At 61.9% G+C, this 15,380-nt stretch carries 16 protein-coding genes; 8 read left to right on the plus strand and 8 right to left on the minus strand.

All coding sequences use genetic code 11. The features are described from left to right. Positions 1 to 9: 9 nt before the first annotated feature. The 4 genes from ACTHN9_RS27425 to ACTHN9_RS27440 all read left to right on the plus strand — a co-directional run bounded on the left by ACTHN9_RS27425 (position 10) and on the right by ACTHN9_RS27440 (position 5,249). On the plus strand, positions 10 to 2,046 hold the full coding sequence (locus tag ACTHN9_RS27425) for a beta-galactosidase (protein WP_440539973.1): 2,037 nt from the start codon (positions 10 to 12) through the stop codon (positions 2,044 to 2,046). A 63-nt stretch (positions 2,047 to 2,109) separates the two neighbouring features. Beyond that, a complete protein-coding gene (locus ACTHN9_RS27430) occupies positions 2,110 to 3,363 on the plus strand; it encodes an ABC transporter substrate-binding protein (RefSeq protein ID WP_440539974.1) in 1,254 nt (417 codons plus the stop codon). 110 nt (positions 3,364 to 3,473) lie between these two features. Then, positions 3,474 to 4,385: a carbohydrate ABC transporter permease gene (locus ACTHN9_RS27435; RefSeq protein ID WP_440540049.1), complete on the plus strand. Its 912-nt coding sequence runs from the start codon at positions 3,474 to 3,476 to the stop codon at positions 4,383 to 4,385. Between the two features lie 12 nt (positions 4,386 to 4,397). Beyond that, positions 4,398 to 5,249 (plus strand): carbohydrate ABC transporter permease, encoded by an 852-nt coding sequence (locus ACTHN9_RS27440; RefSeq protein ID WP_440539975.1) that lies wholly within the window; start codon positions 4,398 to 4,400, stop codon positions 5,247 to 5,249. A 48-nt stretch (positions 5,250 to 5,297) separates the two neighbouring features. Here ACTHN9_RS27440 and ACTHN9_RS27445 read toward each other — a convergent pair whose 3' ends face one another. Further along, positions 5,298 to 5,933 carry a hypothetical protein gene (locus ACTHN9_RS27445; RefSeq protein ID WP_440539976.1) on the minus strand — a complete coding sequence of 212 codons (636 nt, stop codon included), beginning with the start codon at positions 5,931 to 5,933 and terminating at the stop codon, positions 5,298 to 5,300. A 258-nt stretch (positions 5,934 to 6,191) separates the two neighbouring features. Beyond that, the gene (locus ACTHN9_RS27450; RefSeq protein ID WP_440539977.1) at positions 6,192 to 6,740 is read right to left on the minus strand and encodes a putative glycolipid-binding domain-containing protein; all 549 of its coding nucleotides are present in this window, start codon (positions 6,738 to 6,740) and stop codon (positions 6,192 to 6,194) included. Positions 6,741 to 6,851: 111 nt separating this feature from the next. Between ACTHN9_RS27450 and ACTHN9_RS27455 the strand changes: the two genes are divergently transcribed. Then, positions 6,852 to 7,217 carry a hypothetical protein gene (locus ACTHN9_RS27455; RefSeq protein ID WP_440539978.1) on the plus strand — a complete coding sequence of 122 codons (366 nt, stop codon included), beginning with the start codon at positions 6,852 to 6,854 and terminating at the stop codon, positions 7,215 to 7,217. Positions 7,218 to 7,307: 90 nt separating this feature from the next. After that, positions 7,308 to 8,015, plus strand: a complete 708-nt coding sequence (locus ACTHN9_RS27460; protein WP_440539979.1) for a hypothetical protein — start codon at positions 7,308 to 7,310, stop codon at positions 8,013 to 8,015. Between the two features lie 8 nt (positions 8,016 to 8,023). On the opposite strand, the gene ACTHN9_RS27465 is transcribed toward ACTHN9_RS27460, so the two are convergent. Continuing rightward, entirely contained in the window at positions 8,024 to 8,392 is a 369-nt protein-coding gene (locus ACTHN9_RS27465) for a VOC family protein (protein WP_440539980.1), read from the minus strand. Positions 8,393 to 8,501: 109 nt separating this feature from the next. On the opposite strand from ACTHN9_RS27465, the gene ACTHN9_RS27470 reads away from it, so the two are divergent. Beyond that, entirely contained in the window at positions 8,502 to 8,807 is a 306-nt protein-coding gene (locus tag ACTHN9_RS27470; protein ID WP_440539981.1) for an NIPSNAP family protein, read from the plus strand. 79 nt (positions 8,808 to 8,886) lie between these two features. Here ACTHN9_RS27470 and ppk2 read toward each other — a convergent pair whose 3' ends face one another. Together ppk2 and ACTHN9_RS27480 are read right to left on the minus strand one after the other, a co-directional pair. Then, positions 8,887 to 9,813 carry a polyphosphate kinase 2 gene (ppk2, locus tag ACTHN9_RS27475; protein ID WP_440539982.1) on the minus strand — a complete coding sequence of 309 codons (927 nt, stop codon included), beginning with the start codon at positions 9,811 to 9,813 and terminating at the stop codon, positions 8,887 to 8,889. Positions 9,814 to 9,994: 181 nt separating this feature from the next. Then, entirely contained in the window at positions 9,995 to 10,882 is an 888-nt protein-coding gene (locus ACTHN9_RS27480; protein WP_440539983.1) for a helix-turn-helix transcriptional regulator, read from the minus strand. A 177-nt stretch (positions 10,883 to 11,059) separates the two neighbouring features. Between ACTHN9_RS27480 and ACTHN9_RS27485 the strand changes: the two genes are divergently transcribed. Continuing rightward, positions 11,060 to 11,959, plus strand: a complete 900-nt coding sequence (locus ACTHN9_RS27485; protein WP_440539984.1) for an NmrA family NAD(P)-binding protein — start codon at positions 11,060 to 11,062, stop codon at positions 11,957 to 11,959. Here the strand turns inward: ACTHN9_RS27485 and tssJ are convergent. From tssJ to tssF, 3 genes are read right to left on the minus strand one after another with little or no spacing between them, the layout of a single operon-like run. Continuing rightward, positions 11,934 to 12,449 carry a type VI secretion system lipoprotein TssJ gene (tssJ, locus tag ACTHN9_RS27490; protein WP_440539985.1) on the minus strand — a complete coding sequence of 172 codons (516 nt, stop codon included), beginning with the start codon at positions 12,447 to 12,449 and terminating at the stop codon, positions 11,934 to 11,936. The two genes, ACTHN9_RS27485 and tssJ, sit on opposite strands and share 26 nt — an antisense overlap. Positions 12,450 to 12,462: 13 nt before the next feature. Beyond that, positions 12,463 to 13,569 carry a type VI secretion system baseplate subunit TssG gene (tssG, locus tag ACTHN9_RS27495; protein ID WP_440539986.1) on the minus strand — a complete coding sequence of 369 codons (1,107 nt, stop codon included), beginning with the start codon at positions 13,567 to 13,569 and terminating at the stop codon, positions 12,463 to 12,465. Beyond that, positions 13,566 to 15,380: a type VI secretion system baseplate subunit TssF gene (gene tssF, locus ACTHN9_RS27500; RefSeq protein ID WP_440539987.1), complete on the minus strand. Its 1,815-nt coding sequence runs from the start codon at positions 15,378 to 15,380 to the stop codon at positions 13,566 to 13,568. The genes tssG and tssF overlap by 4 nt, the downstream gene beginning before the upstream one ends.

Consider the following 15,380-nt stretch of genomic DNA (forward strand, 5'->3'; position numbering starts at 1 on the left):
GACACTGGAATGCGTCTAGGAGTTTGCTACTACCCGGAGCACTGGCCCGAAGCCATGTGGAAAGAAGACGCCGCGCGCATGCGTGCGCTCGGCATTCGGCAAGTGCGCATCGCGGAATTTGCGTGGAGCCGCATCGAACCGTCGCCGGGCGAGTTCGACTGGGGCTGGCTCGATCGCGCCATCGATACGCTTGCGGCCGAAGGCCTCGAAGTCGTCATGTGCACCCCGACGGCCACACCGCCCAAGTGGCTCATCGATCGCCACCCGGACATCCTGCCCGTCGGCGCCGATGGTCGCGTACGCGCATTCGGATCGCGCCGCCATTACGACTTTTCGTCGCCCGCCTATTTCGAAGCCTCGCAAGCGATATGCGAGGCCGTGGCTTCCCGCTATGGCCGGCACCCCGCCGTCGCGTATTGGCAGACCGATAACGAATACGGTTGCCACCAAACCGTGGTCAGCTATTCGCCCGCTGCACTCGCGCGCTTCCGCGAATGGCTGAAGGCCCGCTACGGCAGTATCGATGCATTGAACCGCGCCTGGGGCACGGTGTTTTGGAGCATGGAGTACCGCAGCTTCGAGGAGATCGATGCGCCCATCGGCACCGTGACGGAAGCGCATCCGTCGCATCGGCTCGACTACCGTCGCTTCGCATCGGACGAAGTGGCCCGCTACAACCGTATGCAGGTCGAGATCATCCGCCGGCATTCGCCGGACCGCCCGATCGCGCATAACTTCATGCAGCTGTTCACCGAATTCGATCACTACAAAGTGGCCGACGATCTCGACGTGGCAGCCTGGGATAGCTACCCGCTCGGTGCATTGGAGGAGCAGTGGTACGAGCCCGAGGTGAAGGCGAAATACCTGCGCACCGGCCACCCCGATTTCGCATCGTTCAATCACGATCTCTATCGCGGCATGTCCAAGCTGCCGTTTTGGGTCATGGAGCAGCAGCCGGGCCCCGTCAATTGGGCGAAGTGGAATCCTGCCCCCTTGCCCGGCATGGTCAGGCTCTGGAGTTGGGAAGCGTTCGCGCACGGCGCCGGCTGCGTCTCGTATTTCCGCTGGCGGCAAGCGCCGTTTGCGCAGGAGCAGATGCATGCGGGATTGCACACGCCCGACAACCGGCTCGACGTCGGCGGCAGCGAGGCCGAGCGCGTCGCGCAAGAGCTTCGTGCGTTGGCCGATGCGGCAGGCGATACCGATACCGACGGCAAGGTCGAAACGAGCGTCGCGCTGGTGTTCGACTACGAGGCGAAATGGCTGTTCGAAGTCCAGCCGCAAGGCATCGATTTTCACTATCCCCGTTTTGCCGTCGAATATTACTCGGCGCTGCGCGCGCTAGGCTTCGACGTCGACATCGTTTCGACGCACGCACCGCTCGACGGCTATAAGCTCATCGTCGTTCCCCCGTTGCCCGTGCTCTCCGAGGATCTCGTGCGGCGGCTCGAAAGCTCGCTCGCCCATGTCGTCGTCGGGCCGCGTACGGGATCGAAGACATCCGATCTGCAAATCCCGTCCAACCTCCCGCCCGGCCCGCTCGCCTCGCTCATTCCGCTACGCGTCTGGCGCGTGGAATCGATGCGGCCTAACGTGAACCCGCGCGTGACCTTCAGCGGCAGTGCGCCGCAAGGGTGCGCACGCCACTGGCGCGACCTGCTCGACGTCGATTCGCGCGACGGCAGCCGCGAGTCGATGCAAATCCGTGCCGTTTTCGGCGATGGCCACCCCGCCTACGTGAAGTACGGCGCCGTGCATTACCTCGCGAGCTTGTTCGACGAGGCATCCACACAGGCGCTGTTCGCCCGCATTGCCCAGGAAGCGGGGCTCGCCCCGACGCAACTCGGCGACAGCATCCGCGTCAGCCGGCGCGGCGGGCTGACGTGGGTCTTCAACTACGGCGCCCAAGTACACACGCTGCCCGCCGACCTACCGAGCGACGCGTTCGTGATCGGCTCGCACGATGTCGAGCCCCAGGGCGTCGTCGCCTATCGAACGAAGGGCACAACGAGCACGAAGGGCATGAAGAGCACGATGCCAGGTTGAACCTTGCATGGCATATCGAATCCGATGCAGCACCCACAACAACGTAGCAACTAGGAGACAGGCATGACGAACCCACCCCGCACTATGCTCGCCGCCGTCGCGCTTGCGTCGGCTTTCGCCATGGGCACGCTCGCCACCCCGGCGCAGGCCGGTACGCTCGAGATCAACATCGCGTTCAAGGGCGCTAGCCAGCGCGCCGTGTGGACGCAGGTGGTCGACGAGTTCAAGCAGACCCACCCCGGCACCGACGTCAAAGTCGCCTTCATCGACGAAGAAGCGTATAAGGTGCAATTGCCCGGCTGGCTCACGACGGCGCCGCCCGATATCGTGAACTGGCACGATGGCGAGCGCATGGCCTACTACGCCAAGCGCGGGTTGTTCGCAGACCTCTCGTCCGACTGGGCGAAAAACGGCTGGGATAAAACGTATGCATCGACGAAAGAAGCGTCGTCGTACGGCGGCAAGCAGTACGCCGCGCCCACCGTCTACTACTCGTGGGGCATGTTCTATCGTAAAGACTTGTTCCAAAAGGTCGGCATTGCAAACGAGCCGAAAACCTGGAACGACTTCCTCGACGATTGCAAGAAGCTGAAGGCCGCCGGCATTACGCCGATCGCCGTCGCCGGACGCGATGCGTGGACGCTGGCGGGCTGGTTCGACTACCTCGATCTGCGCTTGAACGGTAACGCATTCCATCAAAAGCTGATGGCCGGCGACGTGCCCTACACCGACGCGCGCGTGAAGAAGGTCTATACGACGTGGAAGCAACTGCTCGATGCGGGCTACTTCATCGACAATTCGCTGTCGTACGACCTCGACGCCGCGCAGCCGTTCCTGTTCCAAGGCAAGGCCGCGATGATGCTGATGGGCACCTTCATCACGGGCGGATTCTCGCCGACCGTCAAAACGGAGATGGGCTACTTCCAGTTCCCGATCATCGACCCGAACGTGCCGACCGCCGAAGACGGCCCCGTCGAAACGCTCAATATCCCGGCGAAAGCGAAGAACAAGGCGGACGCACGCGCGTTCCTCGCGTTCACGGAATCGCCGAAAATCGGCGCACAACTCGCCGTGGGGCTTGGCTCGCTGTCGGCGAACAGCCAGTCGCCGGAGCCCGAGGATCCCATTTCGAAGATCGGCTTCCAGATTCTGTCGAACACCAAGGGCGGCATCGCGCAGTTCTACGATCGCGACATGACGAAGGAAATGGCCGACGAAGGGATGAAGGGCATGCAGCAGTTCGTGTCCGATCCGACGCAGATCGATTCGATCCTCGCGCATCTCGAACAAGCACGTCAGCGGATCTATAAGAAGTAACCGAAGGGACGGCGCGCGGCCGCGCCCATCGACGCTGCCGCGCGCGCAAGGAGTTCGTTCAGGAGGTTGTCGTGTCTCAGTTCATTACTCAGCGGGCCGATGGCGACGGTATTCAGGCGCCGGCTGCACCCGCCAATCGACACAGCGCACGGGGGCGTCGCCGCGCATCGCCGACCGCCCGCCGCCAGCGCCGCGCCGCGTGCTTGTTTCTCGCGCCCGCCTGCATCATGGTGGCGATCTATGTGGTTTGGCCCGTGCTGTCGACCATCCGCCTCAGCTTCTACAACTGGGACGGGATGTCCGACGCAACGTTCGTCGGCTTCGCGAATTACGTCGAACTCTTTCACGCGCAGACCTTCTACACGGCCCTCAAGAACAACGTCATCTGGCTCGTCATGTTCTTGCTGGCGCCGCCGATGGGGCTCGCGATCGCGCTGTACCTGAATCAAGCCGTGGCGGGCATCCGTATCGTCAAGTCGCTTTTCTTCGCGCCGTTCGTGCTCTCCGGCGTCGTGGTGGGCCTCATCTTTTCTTGGTTCTACGATCCGACCTTCGGCCTGCTCGCCTTGATCCTCGGACACGGCATTCCGGTACTCGGCAATCCCCACTATGCGACGCCCGGCATCATCCTCGCCGCGCTATGGCCGCAAACCGCGTACTGCATGATTCTTTACCTGACGGGCTTGACGACCCTCAGCAGCGAGCAGATCGAAGCCGCACGCATGGAAGGCGCCAAGGGGTGGTCGCTGCTCTGGCACGTGATCCTGCCGCAATTGCGCCCGACGACGTTCATGGCGATCGTCGTGACGGTTATCGGCGCGCTGCGCAGCTTCGATTTGATTTCGGTCATGACCGGCGGCGGCCCGTTCGAGAGTTCGACCGTGCTCGCCTATTACATGTACGACCAAGCGATCAAGTACTACCGGCTCGGTTACTCCGCCGCGATCGCCGTCGTCCTGTTCGCGATCATGTTGATCTACATCGTCTATCAGTTGCGCCGCTTGCTGCGGACCGAGCAATAAGGAGTCCCGACTATGTTTCCCATGCCGGTCGAAAAATGGACGCCTACCGCGCGGCGGGCGTACAAGCTGTCCTTGCCGTTGGCGCTGCTGATATGGCTTCTGCCGATGATCGCCGTCTTGGTGACGTCGGTCAGATCGACGGAAGAACTCAGCGAGGGCAATTACTGGGGATGGCCGAAGCATTTCGCGCTCATCGACAACTACCGCGAAGCGCTCACCACGTCCCCCATGCTGCATTACTTTTGGAACAGCGTGCAAATCACGCTGCCTTCCGTAGCGGGCGCGATCGCACTCGCCGCCATGGCCGGCTTTGCGCTCGCGGTTTATCGGTTTCCGGGCAATTCGACGTTGTTTGCCACGTTCGTCGCCGGCAATTTCGTCCCCATTCAGGTGTTGATGATTCCGGTCAGGGATTTGTCGCTCAAGTTGGGGCTGTATAACACGGTCGACGGCCTCATCCTCTTTCATCTCTCGTTTCAAACCGGGTTTTGCGCGCTCTTCCTACGGAACTTCATCAAGCAGCTGCCGTTCGAGCTGATCGAAGCCGCACGCATCGAAGGGGCCAACGAGTGGACCGTCTTCTTCAAGATCGTGCTGCCGTTGATTCGGCCTGCGTTGGCCGCGCTGGCCATCTTGGTCTTCACGTTCGTCTGGAACGACTACTTCTGGGCGCTGTGTCTGACGCAAGGCGACGACGCCGCGCCGATCACGGTGGGCGTGGCCGCGCTCAAAGGGCAATGGACGACCGCTTGGAATCTCGTCTCGGCCGGGTCTATTCTCGCGGCGATGCCCTCGGTCGCCATGTTCTTCGCCATGCAGAAGCATTTCGTCGCGGGGCTGACCTTCGGGGCGACGAAGGGCTGAGCGCCGGCCGGCCACCCGGGCGGCCGGTCACAGCGACTGCTCGTCAAATCAGGGCCATGCGGTCGCCGCCACGCAATTCGATACGAATTCCTTGCTCGGATCCGAGTTGTCGTTCGGAACGAAAACTTGGATCTCGGCCGATGGCGGATAGCTGATGCCGGTGTCCGGCGGATCGCATTGCGCGCTCTGGCCCGGGCCGATCACGATCTCCGAACCGACTTTCAAGCGGCACTGCGTGACCTGGTCGAGCTTGCTCCATGTCGGACAGATTTCGTTCTGTACGCGGTAGGCATCGCGCGGCCCCGCCGGCGGAGCGAAACTCCACCATTTGCCGAATTGGCTCCACGGTTTGCTGGAATCCCATACCCGATAGACGGTGAGCGGCTGCGTCACCTGATAGACCTCGCCCATGCACAGGCCGCCCTTCCCGGGCGGCTGCACCGTTTTGGCAAGCAAGGCCGGATCGCTGATCACGGTTAGGCCGTAAGGGGGTTGGATTTGGCCGACGCATTGGGTTTGTGTCGAACCTGGCGCCGAGCCGGTGGATTGCTGCGGCGCCCACGACGTGCAACCGCCCAACGCGAGCACGGCAACCGTCAAGCACCCGATCTGCGAAACCCAGCGCTTGTTCGATCGCGCGCGATGACGGCTAGGATACGTCTGCGGCAGAGGATATTCGTTCATGACTTGTGGACCCTTCAGTCGTCGCTCTGAAAATCCGCTCGTTTCCACATCTTAGGAAAGATTGCGACGTATCCACAAATTCAACCGCAAAAAAGTGCAGGGAACGGGCCGGCGCCCGAAGAACGTTTCATCGCTCCCCGCGGTGTCGATTTCGACGCCTCCGGTTCGTCGTCTCGACGTCAGGCTTGGTACCGCAACCCATCGCTTGTCTTTCATTTAGCAAACAGAAATGGCGACTTGCCATGGCGATCCGGAAAATCATGCCGCTCGCCGAAAGAGCGACGGATAGTCTTCGATCAGCCCTTCTTCGTCGACCATTAGTTCGGCCTTGAATTGCCGAAACAAGCCTTCGTAGAGGTACCGACGATTAGGTTCAATGCACGTATAGGCCTGATCCACCGGCTCGACCGTCAGTGCCGGGATCGCGACATACGCTACGCGAATCAGTTGTCGCTGCCCCTGCGAGAGGCCGAGCCGCCGAATGGGCAACGTATTGGTGAAAGGCGTGGCCGACAGATCCACGTCGATACAGCCGTCAAGTGCGCAGATCCGCTCCTGCGTTGCGTCGCGCCATGTCCCAACGCCGTCCGCGAACAATTCGAGCTGGCGGCCGTCGGTCAACGCGATCGAAACGCGGCGCACGGACCAATCGGGCGCAATCTCGATCCGGTAATGCGCCCCGTATGGTGCGTCGAAGCGGTGGCCGACCACGGCAGCTTCGGCAACGTACCGCGGGCCTTCCTGCCTCACGACGAGATGTTCGGCGCCAACGCCCGATTCGGGAATCCACTGTACGACGCTTGCCATAGCCCACCTCCTGAGATCAAATGTGGAGTCGCACAACGACTCCAAGCATAGCAATTCCGTGCAAGATCGCAGCGAAGTCAAGATGGATGACGACAACCCAAGGAGCCTTTATTGAGCTACGACCTAGGATTTTTTGCGCATCGACAGGGTTTGACGTTGGAAGACGTGCGTAAGGCCTACCGACAAGCGTGCGCGGGCGAGTTGCCCGACGAAGGCGCAGACGATGCGACGCTCGCGCAGTTCACGGCAGCGCTCGAGAGTCGCTACCCGCAACTGTCGGCTCTGCGCGACGACCAAATCGACGATAGCCCGTGGTCGGGCGACTTCGATTTCGGTGCTCGTCATTTGATCGTGTCTATGAGTTTTAGCAGAGCCGAAGAGGTTGGCGCGTACATTCTTCAACTACTGAATACGCACGCGCTCGTGCTGTACGATCCTCAGTCGGATCAAGCATTCCTCGGTGATCGGGCGCTGTAACCGGCCGAATGAAAGAGGTGTTCGAATACGCGGCGATGCCCAGTTGCCGCTAGCCGGCGTCCCCCCCTCAATTGGAGAACAATAAACACGATGAAGGTTTTCGGGCTGAGTTTATCGATTTGCCTGCTGTCGGCCGGATTGAGTTGCAGCGCGCTCGCGCAAACCGCTGCTGTTCCTTTCGTGGGCTGCGTGTCCGACGGACAGATGGGCCTTACCCCAGCGCCCAAGCCGTCCGAAACCCCTCGGCTGCCAGTGGCCATGGCTTCGCGGCTGGCGTGGTACAGCTCGGGCGAACTCGCGGCCCTCGCCCCGCGCGGATGGCACTGCCTCGGCCTCGAAGGCTCGAATGGGTCGATGCTGCTGATCGTACCGGGCGACGCACGCAAGTACCGCACCGGCCGCGAGACAGCTATCAAAGGGCAAGGGATTCAACTCAGCTTTTCCTACGGAGAGACATCGGGCCGCTTCGAAGCCGCGAAGATCGCCGCTCGGCTATTCCCGAATCGGCAGGCGTTCGTCGATGACGTTGCGAACGAAGGCATCCTGCCCAAAGACATGTTCAAGCGCGGGCCTTTCCCCCATGATCGCATTCGTCGTCTGGGCCCCGATCAGGTGTCGTTCGAAACGCCGGCCAACATGGACGGAGCCGGCACCATGAGCCGGCTCGTGAAATCCGAGGATCCGATCCAGGGCGTGGCGAAGATGGATGACGACAACGATGCCACGCAGTTGGTCGTGCGGTTGAACGCGGGACTGCGGGACCTCGCGCCGACGATTTTGGGTATGAAGTTGCCATAGGCGGTGCGTTACGCCCGTGTCTGATGGCAAACCATTTCGACGTTGTGCCCATCCGGATCGATCACGAACGCCGCGTAGTAGTTGGCGTGATATCGCGGCCGAAGGCCGGGCGCCCCGTTATCTTTGCCTCCCGCCTCTAGCGCCGCGCGGTAGAACTCATCCACTTGTTCTCGGGTGTCGCCCCTGAACGCCAAATGAAGACGCGCGGGCTTTTCCTCGGTTTGGAACAGGCACAACGAAGTCTTGCCGTCCGCGCTAAGCTCGATGCCGAGCGGCCCTTCTAATACAATCGAGAGACCGATTGGCGCCAGCGCCTTGAGGTAAAACGTTTTGCTCGCTTCGTAGTTGCTGACGCCGAATACAACGTGGTCGAACATAAGTGCTCCTTCAATGGTGGCCGAACGATCCCACACGTTGTTATAGAACTTACGCTGACGCAGCGCATCACGACAATCCGCTCGCGACCGAGCCATCAAACGACACATTATGATCACTTGCCACGTCCGCTACATCATCGACGCAAACCTAGTCTCCGAGTTCGAAACCTACGCAAAAATGTGGATCCCGCTCGTCGAGCGGTTCGGCGGAACGCACCACGGCTACTTCCTTCCCGGCGAAGGCGCCAATAACGTGGCCTTAGCGTTATTCTCCTTCCCGAGCCTAGCCGCTTACGAAACGTACCGCGCCGAATCCCAGCAGGACCCCGAATGCCAAGCCGCGTTCGCCTATGCGGCAAAAACGCGATGCATCGTCAGTTACGAACGCAGTTTCTTCCGGCCCGTGTTGCGTTGATGAAATCGATAGCGGGCGAGCGATGCCGTCGCAGCGCCGCCCCCGCCGCGAGGCAGGCGCTGCGCATGACGCCCGCGTATCAGTAGATCTCCGGGACGATCATCTCGGCCGGAACCGGCTGACGAATGTAATCTTCGTTATGAACACGCTCCGGCAACGAGATGGTCGGATGTTCGACTTCCTGGTACGGCACCTGGCTCAGCAGGTGATGAATACAGTTCAAGCGCGCCCGCTTCTTGTCGACCGCCTGCACGACCCACCACGGCGCGTCGCTATGATGCGAGCGCTGCAACATCACTTCCTTCGTTTGCGTATAAGCTTCCCAGCGACGGCGGCTCTCGAGATCCATCGGGCTCAGCTTCCACTGCTTGAGCGGATCGTGAATACGTGCCTGGAAGCGAATCTCTTGCTCCTCGTCCGTAATCGAAAACCAGTATTTCACGATCTGAATGCCGCTACGAACGAGCATTTTTTCGAATTCGGGCACCGAACGGAAGAATTCTTCGTATTCGTCGTCCGTACAGAACCCCATCACACGCTCGACGCCCGCCCGGTTATACCAGCTTCGATCGAACAGCACCATTTCGCCCCCGGCGGGCAGGTGCGCCACATAACGTTGAAAATACCACTGGGTTCGCTCGCGATTGCTGGGCGCCGGCAGCGCGGCGACACGGCAGACGCGCGGATTGAGCCGTTGGGTGATCCGCTTGATCGCGCCGCCTTTTCCCGCAGCGTCGCGCCCTTCGAAGATGACGACAAGCCGGTGACCCGTCTGCACAATCCAGTCCTGCAGCTTGACGAGTTCGCCTTGCAGGCGAAATAGCTCGCGGAAGTAGTGTCTGCGTAGGTTGCGCGCTTCAGGCGTAAAAGCGTCGGAGCCGTCGAGCAAGCGGTCGTCCACTTCCATCTCGAGTTCTTCGTCGTATGCGTCGATGAGGTCTTCCTCGAAACGGCGTTGCCGCTCGGCAAAGAACTCGGCGTCGGCCCTTGGATCCGGCTTGTCCATCGCGTGCTCCCTGAAAGTAAAGGTGCTTCGCGGCCCCGCCCGCTCACGCGCTGAATCCAGCGGTCGCACCTTCTGCCATTATCGCCGGTGGGCGGTGTCAGCCATATTACCGCCGCGTTGCACACTTCATTCCCGCTCGCCACGCTCGGGCCTGTTCATGCTAATTCCGCAGCGGATTCGCTCAATTCGATTTCGACACTCGCCCGGATTTGGACTTCACGATATCGCTCGGGCCAATGCCGAGAAGCCGAGTCATCCATTGCGCCATGTGGCTTTGATGAGCGAAGCCCGCTTCGAGCGCAGCTTGCGCGGTACTGAAGCGCCCCGTCGATAGAAGCGCCTGCGCGCGTTCGACGCGGCGCTGCACAATATATCGATGAACGGGCATGCCAAACGTTTCGCGAAACAGCACCTTGAAATGCGGCACGCTGATATCGAGCAGCGCGGCCAAATCCGCTAGCGTCAGACGCTGATCCAAGCTGCTCTCGATATGATCGATCACGCGCGCGGCCGCGGTCGGCGCAAGCGCCTTTCGCCGGCCTTCCAGAGAAGGGACGTCCCCGAGCAAGCGAACGAGCATCGCGCTACAGAGGCTTTCCGCAAAAACGGGATCGCCCGTGTTCCCGGCTTGCAGTTCGTCATGCAACGCCCAAGCCAGATGTTGAAATCGGGAATCGCGCATTTGCAACCGCGTTCGGAACTCGGTGCGCGCGCGGCTCGGTTCCAGCCGCTCATAGAACGATGTGGCGAAATCGTTGTCGATCCAGATACGTAGAACGGTGCAATCGGATTGATCGACCCATTCGCCATCGACACCGGCGGCAACGACGTCCGCATCGCCGTGCGCTTGAAGCCGAGCGTACCGCTTGCCGTCGCACATGCAGTTCGCCCTGACCGGCTTACCCATGTGGACGCCGATGCGATGTTGCTTTCCGCCCGGGATTCGATGCGCGCCGGCCGAAATCCGAAGCAGTTCGGCGCCGAATCCATTCCATCCTCGCCCCGCGCTCGATAGCAAACCGATGCGGGTCCCCTCGGTTAAAGCGGAACGTGAAACTAAGGCGTTCATGACGTTCGATCCTCGGCGATTGGCAGCGCTGCGACGAGTCTACTGGATGCCGATCCGGCTTGCAGGGAAGGAAGCGCGCGGCCAATCATCCATTCGTGCTCCTTCGATCCATTCTTGATCGCGCCGCACGCGGCCGGCGCGTAGCATGGCGTCGCACGCATCGATGAGGAGCAACACATGTACGTGATATTCGGAGCGTCAGGAAAAGTAGGCAGCGTGACGGCGGCCGCCTTGCGCCACGCCGGCAAAGCCGTTCGCGCGGTGGTACGGGACGAGCGACAGGCACAACGATTCGCAGCGATCGGGTGTGAAACCGTCATGGCGGATCTAACCGATTCGCAGGCGGTCCGATCGGCGATCGAAGGCGCATATGCAGTGCAGATTCTTTGTCCGGTACCCGCGACAGACACGGACCCGGAGGCAACAATGCGCTACGTGATCGACGTGGCGGCAGACGCATTGCATGCGTCGCCTCCCGTCGCGGTATTGGCGCTTTCCGACTACGGCGCCGAGGTGCCCGAAGGCACCGGCATCACGCTGCTCTATCGCTATCTGGAGGCGCGTCTAACACCGCTTCGCACGCGTCTGACGCTGCTTCGCTCCGCCGAGCATATGGAAAACTGGGCCCGTGTCATCCCCGCAGCGCTCGCGAGAGGTGTCTTGCCGAGTCTGCATCATCCGCTGACTAAAACCTTCCCCACCGTGGCGGCTCGCGACGTCGGCACGATCGCGGCGCAATTGCTGCTCGATGGCGACGATAGCGACGATGCCGATGAAATGCGATCGGATCGGCCCCGAATCGTGAGCGCGGAAGGCCCGCAGCGCATCAGCGCAATCGATGTCGCCCAAGTGTTGAGCGATGTCGCCAAACACACTGTGACCGCACTCGCGCTCCCTCGCGGCGAATGGAACGCAACCTTGCGTCATGCCGGATTGACCGAAAACCACACGCGTTTGATTGCGGAGCTATACGACGCGCACAACGCCGGAAAGATCGACGTCGAAGCGGGACAAACCGAACGCCGATTTGGCGCAACGCCACTCAGTGAAGCTATCGCGTCGATGCTGTCGGGATAAGGAGTTGGTCGACCAGCTCGAGCTGCAACGGCTTATCGGCGTCGAGCTTTTTCTTCTCGATGACGTATTTCCAGCCGCCGCCGTTGCCCGGATTCCGATAGAACGCAGCGATCGCCACATACTTCGTGCCGGGCTGCATCGGCTGCCTAAGACTCGCCGATGCCCCGGGGTTCAACACGGCGGCCATGCTCGATTGAAGATCCTGCGCAAGCAGCGTTGCGTCGTGCTTCAGCAGATCCTCGTATGAAGCGCTATCGAAGCATTCTCGGCCTTTGAGCTGGTACACGCGCACGGCGACGGAGGTTGCACGGCCGGTGTCATCGGGATTCAACGCCTCGCGGGCCGACAGATCGATGTCGAGCACCTTGACCTGCTTGAACAAAACCGCGCGATAAGCACTCGATGAGGCGTCCGAAACGGATTGCCACGCGCCGCAAGCGGACAGCAGCGTCACGGCTGCGAGGGTTGAGAGAGTGAAACGGATGGGCATCGATACTCCTCGATCAGGCCGATCGTATTGTCAGATAGGGATTGGGGCCGGGCGCGGGAAACACCTCGCAGACACCGAGTGCGATGTCGATCGAGCGCTCGTCTTCGGCAGGGAGTACGGTCGTCCAGCCAAGGCGCGGCGCCGGTTCCATCGACACTTGGCCGATGATAGGCGCGGGCGCATACCGGGAGGAAATCCGCATACGCAGGTGCACGTCGGCTCTTGTACCCACATAGAGCCGCACGAATGCCAGCAGCTCGCGATGCAGCCAACCGCCGGGCAAGAGGTCGTGGGCTTGCCGCGCATCGGCCGGCCGCAGCGTCACGCGCGCCGCGCGGCTGCGATAGGCGAGGCGTTGGCCGAGCACATAGCCGCGTCCGAGCCCCCGACGCGCGCCGCCTTGCGAAGCCGCGGCAGCACCTGCGGAGGTTAGCGGCTGCGGGCGCCCTGCGCGTGTCACTACCGGAAAGAATTCGTCGACGCGCACGTGGACGCCGGGCACGGCCAGCGCGATGACGCCGGCGAGACCCTCGCGCGTGCGCGTGCGCAGGCACAACAGCCCGAGCAACGCGAGCATGCGCGAGTCCGAAAGGCCGGCGCGCCGCGGCTTGTCGCCGCATCCGAAACCGACCAAAGACAATAGATAGCTCGAATGGACGTCGCTACCGCCCGCGCGGAAGCTCTCCGGATAGCGATACTTCTTCCAGGCACGGTAGAGCAGCGTGACGAAGTTGTGATTGAACTGATCGAGAAACGCCTGGACCGCCTCGTGCCCTTCCTCGCGCAGCACGATCTCGTCGATCATGTACGAGGGCACCGCCGCGTCGACACCGTATAGCCCCATGAACGTCGTGCGCACCGTAGGCGCCGCCGCGGGCCCCATGTTATCCGTCCCATCGTCGAAGTCGACCGCGGCAATCTCGCCAGCGGGAAAGCCCGTGCGCGGTTGTGGGGCGAAGCGAACCGGCTCATGTTCGCGCGTATCTTGCATGCCGAACCCCGGATGTGCCGGGAAACGCACTTCGAGCAACCGGCATAGCTGCATGAAGTTCATCTTCGGCGCACGAGCCAGCAGCGACGCGACGAGCGGATCGAGATTCGCCAACTCGGGCGGGTTCATAACGGAGCCCGTTGCGCCTTGCTGCGCGGCCAGTCCGTGCGAGTCTGCGACGGCAGGCTCACGAGCGAGAGCTTCGTGAAGAGGTTGATCTCGGCATATTCCGCGAAGAAGCGGTGCAACAGCTCGCCGAACAACATCACGTCGCCCTCGCCCGCGAATGCATGGGAATCGAGCGTGACCTCAATCAGCACGCCGCGTTCGACCGATCCGCCCGACACCTCTTCCAGCAACGTCTCGGACACCCACCGGATGCCGCCGAGCCGCCGTCGGTTGAGTTCGTCGTTCGTCCAGTCGTATAGCCCAAGGGCGCTGGTCAGCAGCTCCACATTCAACATCGACAGAAAATTCGGCGCGAGGTGGGACAGCACCCGCCACTGGAACCGGTCGTCGGTGGGCGGATAGAGCGGCAGGGTCGGTGCGGCGAGATTCCTCACACCGGCGACGTTCGGCGTGCTGGCCGCAAGCTCGGCAATGCTTGCTTCGCGCAGCCCCTTACGCGGCAACAGGCCGTTCGTGCCCGTCACGCGTAGCGAGAGGGTTTCTTGCGGCAGCGCGTCCGTGCTCTCCCATGCATGGCCGCCGAGCGTGATCCAGGTCTCGCGCAAGCCGGAGACGCCCGGCCGGACGCGGGCGTGGAAGTAGCGTTCAGGGGCGTCGTGGCGCAGCATGCCCCCGCGATGCCGGAACGTGGCGAACGGCACGTATTCGTGTCGCCCGGCCGATCCGTGGTCGAACGTTTCGATCGCATCGACCGAATACGTTTCGACGTGCTCGCCTCGATGCCCAGCCGGCACCACCCGATACTCCGTCTCGTGGTGATCGACCTCGATCGGCTCGGCATCGAGTTCGAACAGATTGATAACCGGTGTGCAGAAGAGCCGTATGTTGTCCGCGGTGAAGCGCTGATCGGACGGATACGTTTGCTTCAGCGCGATCTCGAGTTCGAAGCGGGTCGATGTCTGCGGCAGCTTCTCGATGTCGAGCCCGCACAGGTCGACGAAAAGAAATTTCTCGCGAAACGAAAAGTACTCGAGCAGCATTTGATAGCCTGAAAACGCCGCCTCGGCCTTCGGCCATAACCGCTCTTCGGTCGTGAAGCCGGCAGGCTCGAGCGTGACGCCCGCAAGCGGTACCGCTTCCCCATCGCGCACTTCCGGGATGCGCCACGCGATCGAATCCACCTGGCGCGTGAGCGCCAAATGCATCGCGAACGCGGTCGGCAGATCCGCATTCAGGTGCAAACGCAACCGCGACAAATCGGTTTCGCGACGGAGCGCCGCCGCATCGAGCGCGAACGCAAGCCGGATCGCCGAGCGGCCGTCCTGACGTACGATCGGGCCCGCGTGCGTGATGGCAAGCGGTTGCAGCGTAACGGGCTGAGTGGTGCGGTAAAGGCACTGCACGGTCTTCGGCGTCGTGCCCTCGGCGCCTTCGGCCGGGGGCACGGCGATCGGCCCGGAACGCACGGGCACGCCTGCCGGTACGACTACGGTTTTCTGGATCGCTTCCGTCCGTGCAATGAGTTCGACGACGGATAGCGACGGGATCATCCTCAAGTAATGCGGCCATAGCAGGCTCACTAGCCCTTCGGTCAGTTCGGGGAGTTCGTCGTCGAGTTTCTGCCGGAGCCGTCCTGTCAGAAACGCAAAGCCCTCATAGAGGCGCTCGACATACGGATCGCGATCGCCCACGCGATCGAGGTTGAGCAAGCGTGCCCGGTCGGGATGCACGTTCGCGAACTCCTTGCCGGATTCGCGCAGATAGCGCATTTGGGCTTCGTAATAGCGCAGGACGGGATCGTCGTTTTCCAT

This window comes from Trinickia sp. (assembly GCF_051953405.1).
GTDB lineage: Bacteria > Pseudomonadota > Gammaproteobacteria > Burkholderiales > Burkholderiaceae > Trinickia.